General features: G+C 65.5%; 2 protein-coding genes. Both read right to left on the bottom strand.

The window, feature by feature from the left end:
* Positions 1 to 9813: non-ribosomal peptide synthetase (locus tag PMI16_RS07590; RefSeq protein ID WP_007878134.1), on the bottom strand; the 9813-nt coding region annotated here is incomplete at its 3' end.
* A 66-nt stretch (positions 9814 to 9879) separates the two neighbouring features.
* Positions 9880 to 10814 (bottom strand): alpha/beta fold hydrolase (locus PMI16_RS07585; protein WP_007878132.1); only part of this gene is annotated, 935 nt, incomplete at its 5' end.

The raw sequence follows: 10814 nt of genomic DNA, 5'->3' as shown, positions 1-10814 counted from the left end.
CGCCAGCCGTACCGGCGCCGCCTGCGACGGCGTGCGCCACAGCGCGCCGCCCACCAACGCCGGCTGCGGCCGGCACCAGTCGGACAGTAAACCGTCGAGGCGTTCAAACAGCCGGCCGGCCTGTTCGTCGTCCATGTGCTGATGCTCATGCAGCACCAGGAAGCGCAGTTCGTCTTCGGGCCAGACGATCACGGTCAGCGGATAACCGTTGCGATGCCGGGACTGGATGTCGCCCACGCCGAGCCGGCGGATGTCTTCTTTCAGGCGCTCGTCCAGCGGGTGATTTTCAAACACGAAAATGACGTCGAACAAGGGCGTGCCGCGCGCCACGTCGGAAGTTGCCTGGATCTCCACCAGCGGCAGCATCGCGTGTTCGCGCAGACCGATGTTCTTGTCCTGCAATTTGCGCAACCAGGCGCCGATTTCGTCGCCGTGCGCGATGTCCATGAACAGCGGCACGGTATTGATGAACAAGCCTTTCATCGCCAGGATGCCCGGCACCGGAGCATCGCGGCCGGACACCGTCACGCCCACCACCGGCTGTCCCTGGCGCGTCAGTGTCGACAGCGCTTGCAGCAGCGCGCCTTGGACCAAGGTGTTGAGGGTGACGCGTTGCGAGCGAGCATAGCGGCCCAGCGCGGCCGTGCGCTCCGCACTGAGGCTGCGTTCCAGCCGGCCCATGCCCGGCAGCAGCGCCGACGGCTTCATCGTCCGGCGCAGCAGCAAGGGTTCGGACAAGCCTGAAAGCGCATCTTGCCACCAGGCGCGCGCGCGGCCATGGTCTTGCGCGTGGAGCCAGGCGACATAGTCGCGGAACGGCGTGACCGCCGGCGCGAGCAGCGTCTGCCCTGCTGCCAGCGCATGATAGGTGCGCGCCACTTCGGCCAGCAACCAGTCGACGCTCCAGGCATCCATCAGCAAATGATGATGGGTCCAGATCAGATGTCGCTGTTGCGGCCCCAGGCGCACCAGGATCAGGCGCATCAGGGGCGCCGCATCCAACGCGAAGTCAGTGCGATGATCGGCATCCAGCAAGGCTTGCAGGCGGGCCTGTTGTTCGGCAACGCTCTGCCCGCTCCAATCGTGATGCGCCAGCGGCAACGCCGCCTGGCGATGCACGGTTTGCTGCGCCTGCCCGTTGTCGTCCAGCGCAAAACTGGTGCGCAGGATATCGTGGCTTGCCAGGGCATGTCGCCAGGACGCCATGAAGGCGGCTTCGTCGAGCTCGCCCCGGATCTCGCAGCTGCATTGCACGAGATAAGTGCCCTGGTCGCGCTGGGCGTAGCTGTGAAACAAAATCCCTTCCTGCATCGGCGTGAGTGCATAGGGACTTGCGTCAAAGAGCGTCGCCGCCGGTTCGACCGGGCTGGGCGCAGCGGCGTCCGGGTTCTGCATCTGCGTCGCCAGCAATGCAATCGTCTGATACTGGAACAACATCTGCGGCGTCAGCAGCAGGCCGGCTTCGCGGGCATGGCCGACCATCCGGACGGCAGCGATGGAGTCCCCGCCCAACTCAAAGAAGTTGTCATGAATGCCGACGCGATCGGCATTGAGCACCTGTTTCCAGATGCGCGCCAGATGCTCCTGCAAGGGATCCTGCGCGTCTTGATAAGCCGCTGCGGCCAGATAAGTCGGCGCCGGCAGGCTGCGCTGGTCCAGCTTGCCGTTGACGGTCAACGGCAATACCGGCATGAGCACGAACGCCGACGGCACCATATAGGCCGGCAGGCAGGCATTGAGGCAGGCGCGCAGGTCTTCCTGCAGCGCGCTCGCGGCGGTCATCGCGCCTTGCGCGTTGGCGACCACGTAGGCTACCAACTGGGCATGACCGCTGTCATCCTTGCGTGCCACCACGACTGCGTCGGCCACCTGCGGATGCTCTCGCAGGCGGGCTTCGATTTCTCCCGGCTCGATGCGGAAGCCGCGAATTTTTACCTGTGAATCGGCGCGGCCGAGATATTCCATCTCGCCCTCGGCAGTACGGCGCGCCGTGTCCCCGGTACGGTAAAGGCGAGCCCCGGCAAGCGCCGAGAACGGATCCGGCAGGAAACGTTCGGCGGTCAGCGCCTGGCGACCGAGATAGCCGCGCGCCAGTCCTGCTCCGCCGATGTAAAGCTCTCCTTTGACGCCCGCCGGCGCCGGTTCGAGGTCGGCATCCAGCACATGCCAGTACAGATCGGCCAGCGGCGCTCCGACCGGGCTGACCGCCAACGCTGCGTCTGCAGCCGTGAGCAGGCGCCAGCTGACGTGCACCGTGGTTTCCGTAATGCCGTACATGTTGACGAGGGTCGGCATGGTCTCGCCGCGCTGTGCAAACCACGGCCTGAGTCCGGGCAGGTCCAGCGCTTCGCCGCCGAACACGACATAGCGCAGGCTGTCCGGCACGCCGCCCTGGTACAGTCCCGGCACTTGCATGAGCTGGCGAAACGCCGACGGCGTCTGATTGAGCACCGTGACGTTTTCCCGTTGCAGCAAGGCCAGGAAATCCGCCGGCGAACGGCTAGTCAGATAGGGAACCACGACCAGCCTGCCACCATGCAGCAGCGCGCCAAACACTTCCCACACCGAGAAATCGAATGCGTAGCTGTGGAACATGGTCCACACGTCATGATCGCCGAAACCGAACTGCGATTCGGTCGCCAAAAACAGGCGCTGGGCATTGGCATGGGTCAGCAAGGCACCCTTGGGCTTGCCGGTGGAGCCCGAGGTATAGATGCAGTAAGCCAGGTTGGCCGGATGCACGGCGACCTGCAAGTCGTGCGCCTCCTGCACGGCGATGCTCTCCCAGTCGCTGTCGAGGCACCAGACTGGAACGTCGGTGGCCGGCAAGGCATCTCGCACGCGCGCTTGCGTGAGCACCAGCGCCGGCCGGGCGTCGGCCAGCATGAAAGCCAGGCGCTCCGGCGGGTAATCCGGATCCAGCGGCAGATACGCCCCGCCCGCCTTGAGAATGCCCAGCATGCCGACGATGGTGTCCAGCGAGCGCTGCACCGCCAAACCGACCAGCACGTCCGGCCCCACGCCTTGTTGACGCAATGCCCGGGCCAGTTGGTTGGCGCGGGCATTGAGCGCGGCATAGCTCAGGCTGCCTTCTTCGGCGCTGACGGCGATGGCCTGGCCGCGCCGGGCAACCTGGCGCTCGAAGCGCGCCGGCAAGGACTCGCTCACCTCAAACCGGGATTGCGCATGGCTCGATGCCGCAAGCAGTTGTTGCCGTTCGGCGCTCTCCAGCAGCGGCAACTGATAGAGCAGCGTGTCGGGACGGCGCACGATTTCGCTCAGCAGACCGCGCCAATGACGCGCCAGCCGTTCAATGGTGGCGCGGTTGAACAAGGCGGTCTGATAGCTGAAAACGCAGGCGAACCGGCCATCGATATCGGTCACGTCCAGCAGCAAATCGAACTTCGCCGTTTTGGCGTCGTTACCTTCGAATTCCAGTTGCAGTCCCGGCGCCACCTCGCGCGTCTGCTGGAAACGCCAGCGCTGGACATTGCACATGACCTGAAACAGCGGCGAATGGGATGCGCTGCGCTGCGGCCGCAATTCATCGACGATGGCGTGAAAGGGAACGTCCTGGTGGGCTTGCGCCTCCAGCGCCGCCTCGCGCACCGCCGCCAGCAAATCGGCGGCCGTCATGCCGGCGTCGATGTCGCATTGAAGCACCTGGGTATTGAGGAAGCCGCCGATCAGGCGTTCGAACTCCGGCCGGGTGCGATTGGCGATCGGGTAGCCGATGCGCAGGTCGGCCTGGCCGCTGTAACGATGCAGCAGCGCCATCATGGCCGTCATGACCGTCATGAAGAGCGTCACTCCTTGGCGGCGATTAAAGGCGGCCACCTCCGCCGCCAGTGCGGGCGGCAGTTCCATGGTGACGAAGTCGCCCTCAAACTGCTGCACCGCCGGCCGCGCATGGTCAAACGGCAACTCCAGTACCGGATGCTCATTGCCAAGGCGCTGTTTCCAGTAAGCCAGCTGGCGGGCGCCTTCGCCGCCGCCCAGCCAGGCGCGCTGCCACGCGGCGAAGTCGGGATATTGGATCGCCAGGGGCGGCAGCGTCGCCGCCCTTCCTTGCGAAAAATCGCGATACAGCTGAGAAAACTCGTCGGCGAATACATCCATGGCCCAACCCTCGGCCACGATGTGGTGAATACTCACCAGCAGCAAATGATGCGCTTGCGCCAGCCTGAGCAAATGGATGCGCATCAGCGGTCCTTGCGCCAGATCGAAGGGACGATGCGCTTCCTGCTCTGCGAAGGCGGCGACTTTTCGTTCGTTTTCACGCATGTCGCCGACGCTGAAATCGTGTTCCTGGAGGAACACGCCGGCCTCGGGCGCAACACATTGCCGCGCCTGGCCCTGCTCCGACGGAAAGGTGGTGCGCAGGCCTTCGTGGCGCATGACCAGCGCCTGCAACGCAGCGCGCAAGGCCGTCACATCGAGTTCACCGCGCAGCCGCACTGCGCCGCCGACATTGTAGGAAGCACCCAGCGGTTCCATATTCCAGAGGAACCACATGCGTTCCTGCGAATACGAGAGCGCCAGCGCGGCATCGCGCTGCACCGGCAGCAACGGCGGTTGACGGCTGTGCTGTCCCTGGTCGATGCAGTCTTGTACGCACAACGCAAATGCCTGCAAGTCTTCCGCTTCAAACAAGGCGCGCAGCGGCAGGTCGATATTGAATTGCTGACGCAGGCGGGAAACCACCTGGGTGGCCAGCAAGGAATGTCCCCCCAGATCCAGGAACGCATCGCCCAGGCCCGCCCGCTCCACCTGCAGCAAGTCTTGCCACAACTGCGCCACGGCTTTTTCCGCCACGGTGCGCGGCGCGACATAATCGCGCGACTCCCAGGTCGGCGCAGGCAAGGCGGCCCGATCAAGCTTGCCGTTGGCCATCAGCGGCAAGCGCGGCAGGCGCACGAATACGGCGGGCACCATGTATTCCGGCAATTGCGCCGCCAATTCCTTTTTCAGCAAGGCGACGTCGCGCTCCTGATCCAGCGCGACGTAGGCCGCCAGGCGCAGTCCGCCCGGCCCCTCGCAGGCCAGCACCGCCGCTTCGCGCACGCCCGGTGCAGCGCGCAGCAGGGTTTCGATTTCACCCGGTTCAATCCGGAATCCGCGTATCTTGACTTGATGATCGTCGCGTCCAAGGTACTCGAGTACGCCGTCGACGCGCCAGCGCGCCCGGTCGCCGGAACGATACAGGCGGCTGCCGGGGACATCGCCATAGGGGTCGGGAATGAAGCGCTGCGCGCTCAGCGCACTGCGCCCAAGATAGCCGCGCGCCAGCGCCGCGCCGCCGATGTACAGATCTCCCGCCACGCTCGCGGGCACCAGCTTGAGTTGCGCGTCGAGCACATACAGTGCAGTGTCGGCCAGCGGTCGTCCGATCGGTACGCCGGCATGGGCCTCCGCCCTGCACGTCCAGTAACTGGCATTGATCAACGCCTCGGTCGGACCGTAGCGATTGTCGAAGCGCACACCGGGCAGACGCTGCAGCACCTGCGCCTGCAACTCGCGAGTGAGCGCTTCGCCGCCGGAAAACAGGCGTTTCAGACTGCGCAAGCTGCTCACCTCGTCCTGAGCAATGAACAGGCGCAGCATCGACGGCACGAAATGCACGGTGCTCACCGCATGCTCACGGATCAGTCGGGCCAGGCCTTGCGGATCGCGATGCTCGCCCGGCGCGGCCAGCACCAGTTGCGCGCCGCGACTCAGGGTCCAGAGGATTTCCCACACCGAGACGTCAAAGCTTACCGGGGTCTTGTGCAGCAGCGTCTCATCCGCGCCGAGCGCATATTCCTGCTGCATCCATTGCAACCGGCGCGTCAGCGCGCCATGGGTATTGGCCACGCCCTTGGGCTGCCCGGTGCTGCCCGAGGTGTACAGCACATAGGCCAGATTGTCCGGCGCCGGACCTGCCCGGTGTTCGGTGTGTGGAGTCGCAGTCCAGTCGACGGTATCGAGGTCTATCGTCGGCAGTCCGAGCAATGAATCCGCTTGCAAGCTCTCGCTGGCCGCGCCATGCGTGACCAGCAGCCTCAGCCCGGCGTCCTCTGCCATATAGCGCAGCCGGGCCGGCGGCGCGTCGGCGTCCAACGGCAGATAGGCGGCGCCGGACTTGAGGATGCCGAGCAGGCCGACCACCAGATCAAACGAGCGCTGCAGCAGCAAGCCCACCACCACGTCCGGGCCGGCGCCCTGCTCCACAAGTTGCTGCGCCAGGCAATCGGCACGCCGGTTCAGCTCGGCGTAGCTCATGCGCTGCGCGCCGAAAATCAGCGCGGTGGCGTCCGGTGTGGCCGCGGCCTGAGCAGCGATTTCTTCATGAATGCGCGCTTCCTGCTCGGGTTGCTGCGCGCCGCGGCTCCATGCCAAAACCTGCTTGATTTGGACGTCATCCATCAATTCTATGGCGCCCACGCTGCGTTGCGGCGCTGCCAGCAACTGTTCCAGCAGCGCGACGAAATTGCCGGCCAGGCGCTCGATCGAGGACGCATCGAACAGATCGCTGGCATACACGAACACCCCCGAGATGCCGCCGGCGCCATCGTCCACCGTGTTCAGGCACAGATCGAATTTGGTGATGTCGCCATCCTCCGCCATCACGCGGATGTCCAGCGCAGGGTCGCCGGTCTCGACCACGGCGCGGCGTTCCTGATGGTTGAACATAGCCTGGAACAGCGGGCTGTGCGCCAGGCTGCGTTGCGGCTGCAGCGCTTCCACCAGACGGTCGAACGGCAAATCGGCATGCGCCTGCGCCTGCAAGGTGGTGCTGCGCATCTGCGCCAGCACCTCGGTGAAGCCCTGTTGCGGCTGCCAGCTGGATCTGAGCACCAGCGTGTTGACGAACATGCCGACCAGATTTTCGGTATCTGCCTGCAGGCGATTGGAAAACGGCACGCCGACGCGCACATCCGCTTGTCCGCTGTAGCGATGCAGCAGTACATTGAAGGCTGCGCACAGCACCATGAATGGCGTGGCGTTGCTGGCGCGCGCAAAGCGCTGCAGCGTGCCGGCGGTGGCCGACGTCAGCGTGAAGCCGACGGTGGCGCCCTGATAGCTTTGCTGCGGCGGCCGCGGCCTGTCCAGCGGCAGTTCCAGCACCACCGCAGCGCCGCTCAGTTGCGTAGTCCAGTAAGCCAGCTCACGCTGCATGCGTTGCGCATCCTGGCGTTGCAAGCGCTGCTCCTGCCACACCGCGTAATCGGCATAGTCGACCGGCAAGGCCGGCAAGCCGGCGCTGTTGCTGCTGAGTCCTCTGACGGCGGCCTGGTAGAGCGCGACCAGATCGCGTATCAGGATTTGCATGGAGGCGCCGTCGGCGACGATATGGTGGATCGCCACCGCCAGCACATGCTCGTCCGCGGCCACCCGTATCAGCCGCGCCCGCCACACCGGCCCCGTGCTCAGATCGAAGGGCTGTGACGCCAGTTGCCGTATGCTGGCGCGCACGGCCGCCGGGCGCGCTGCCGCAGCCAGCTCATCAAGATGCTCGTGCTGCAGCGCCGGCGGCGGTGTCTCCAGCACGGTTTGCCGGCAGCGGCCGTCGTTGCCGTAGCCATCCTCAAAGCGCGTGCGCAAGCCGGTGTGACGTTGCGCCAGCGCGTTCAGGGCCTGCTCCAGCGCGGCCACGTCGAGTGCCCCGCGCCATGCCAGCGAACCGGCGATGTTGTAGGCCGGACTGTGCGGCGCCATGCGCCACAGGAACCACATGCCGCGTTGCGCGAAAGAGGTGGCATGCAATTGCGTGGCGTCGCGCGGACGCAGGGGCAAGACAGCGTCGTTCCCGGCTTCAGTTTGAGCGCGCGTTACGCGCTCACAAAATTCAGCCAGCGTGCGGGTCTCGAAGAGCCAGGCCAGATTGACTTCGACGCCAAACTCGGCCTGCACCCGCGCGGCGATGTGGGCCGCCGTCAGCGAGCTGCCACCGAGTGCGAAAAAGCTGTCTGCGGCGCCGGCGCCCGACGAGCCCAGCACCTGATCCCACAGCCGGCCCATGCGCGCCAGCGCATCGTCAAACGGCGTGGCGGCGACTGTAGACGGCGTCGCCGCCGGGCTGGTCAATTTGCCGGCCGTGATCACGGCATAGGCGTCCAGCTGATTGCTCTCCCAACGCGCGGCGCAGGCCGAACGTTGCAGCTTGCCGCTGGTGGTTTTGGGCAGGCCGCCCGGGTTCAGCAACACCACCACGCTGGCGGGTTCCTGGCAATGGCGGCCGACCACTTCGGCGATGCTGGCGGCGAGCGCCTGCGGATCCGTCAATTTTTGCGTGCTGCGGCCGATCTCGGCGGCGATGCCTATGCCTTCGCGCCCGGCCAGCCGGACCGCAAAGGCCGCGACTCGTCCCTTGCGCACCAGCTCTATCTCGTTTTCCACCGCCAGTTCGATATCTTGAGGATACAGATTCTGACCGCGTACGATGATCATGTCCTTGCGCCTGCCGGTGACGAACAGCTGTCCCTCTTGCAGCAATCCCATGTCGCCGGTACGCAGCCAGCGGCGGCCGTCGTGCTGTACAAAACTGGCCGCCGTGGCTTCCTGCTGGTTCCAGTAGCCATCGGCCACGCTGGGACCGTGGAACCAGATTTCACCGACCGCGCCGGACGCCACCGGCTGCAGTAAATCAGGCTCCATCAAGGCCAGCAGATGTCCCGGCTGCACCGCGCCGGACGAGATCAGTTCGACGCCGTCGGCACTTGTCGTTGCGCTGGTAACAAAGCGATGTTGCGCCAATGCGGCGGCATCGGCCTGTACGGCGTGAAAGCCGGCGCCGCGGCGAGCGCCGGTCACCAGCAAGGTGGCCTCGGCCAGTCCGTAGCAGGGATACAGGGCATGCCGGTCAAAGCCGGCCGCAGCGAATTTCTCGCCGAACGCGCGCAAGGTATCAGCCCGGATCGGTTCCGACCCGGAGAATGCCAGCTTCCACGAACGCAGGTCCAGCGCCGCCAGTTGTTGCGCCGGAATACGTTCTGTGCAGAGCCGATAGGCGAAGTCTGGCCCGCCGCTGACGGTGCCGCCAAAAGTCGAGATCGCCTTGAGCCAGCGCAGCGGCCGCTCCAGAAAATGACGCGGCGACAGCAGCACCAGCCGCACGCCGCTGAACAGCGGCTGCAGCAGTCCGCCGATGAGGCCCATGTCGTGATACAGCGGCAACCAGCTGACAATGGTGTCGCCGTCGCCGATGCCGAACGCGCTTTGTATGGCTTGCTGGTTGGCGATCAGATTGCCGTGCGTGACGCGCACGCCCTTGGGCTGCGAGGTCGAGCCTGAGGTGTACTGCAAAAAAGCCACTGCGCCGGCATGGATCGCCGGTGCCGTCCATTGCGCGGCGTCGTTCGTCGCCAGATGATCGGCCTCGCTATGGTCGGTGGCCAGCAGCGCGACGCCGCGCCAGACTTCCTCTTGCGCCAGCAGTTGCTGCAATCCCGGCAGCATGGCTTCGGCGGTCAGCACCAGGCTGGCCGAGGCGTCCTGCAAGATGGTCAGCAGGCGCTGCGTATGGTGCGGCGAGGCCGACTCAGGTGGATAGGCGGGAACCGCAATCACGCCAGCGCGCAGGCACGCCAGAAAAGCGACCACGTAATCCGGACCGCTCGGATACAGCAGCAAGGCCCGTTCGCCCGGCGCCGCTTGCGCCGCCAGCCGGCACGCCAGCGTCTGCACGCGCTGCTCTAGTTGCGCAAAGCTGAGTTCTTCGGTGACGCTGTCGCCATCGCCCAAAAACGTCAGCGCGATCTTGTCCGGATGCTGATGCGCCCGCCTGGTCAGCAAGGCGGAGAAATGACTGAACAAGATTGCGTCATTGGCCATAGTGGTGGTCCTGTCGGTAAAGGTGTTTGAGGCGTAGTTGTTGCTGTTGCTGAAGCTGGCGGCGTCTCATGCAACTCCTGCAAGCAATTGCGTCAGTCGCTCGTGCAACTGCGCCAGCAGCGTGGCGTCATGAATCACGCCGGTGTGATCGGTGTCGATCACGCCCTGTAGTTCGACCACGGCGCCGCTGGCCTGACGCCAGCTGTCGACGCTGTCCTGCGCTGCCCCAGGCAGCGACGCTCGAGCCAGCCACAGACTGGCCTGGACCTGCAGCGCCAGCGCGTGTTCGCGGCCGGGCAGCGTCTCGAAGTGATCGCGCACCTGCATGGCCTGAGCCGCCAATGTGTGACCTTCGGCGCCCTGCCCCAGGCGCCTGGTCCAGACCGGTTCTTCCTGCGCCATCTGCGCCATGAAGCGTTCCAGTGCAGCCGGGTCAACCGGCGGACGCGCCAACGGCGCCAGCGCATCCGGCGCGGCGACCCGGACATAGCTGTCGATCAGACCGAGAAAACTGACCTGCTGGCCGGCCGCTTCCAGCACGGCCGCCACCTGGGTAGCGATCTGTCCGCCGACCGACCAGCCCAGCAACAGATAAGGTCCCTCGGGCTGCACCTGGCGGATGCGCCGCGTATAGTCTTGCGCCAGCGCGGCGATGGACGATGGCCACCAGTCTGGCTCCGCATACAGCGGCGATTGCACGCCGTAGACGCAGACGCGGTCCTCAAGATGGCGCGCCAACTCGCGATACGGCGCCACCAGCCCATAGCCGGGATGGATCGCGAACAGCTTGTGCGATTGCGGTCCGGCGTTGAGCGGCAGGATGTTCGAAGGGAAATTGCGCGACTGATCTTGCATCGCATGAGTGGCCGCAGCGATGTCCGGGAAGTTGAACAGCAGCTCCAGCGTGTAGCCGGCAATGCCATGCCGCCTGGCCGCTTCCGCCAGCCGCAAGGCCGCAATGGAATCGCCGCCGGCCTCGAAGAAGTTGTCGGTCACGCCGA

This window comes from Herbaspirillum sp. CF444 (genome assembly GCF_000282135.1).
In the GTDB taxonomy this organism is placed as follows: Bacteria; Pseudomonadota; Gammaproteobacteria; order Burkholderiales; family Burkholderiaceae_D; genus Herbaspirillum.
This window is presented reverse-complemented; position numbering and strand designations above follow the sequence as displayed.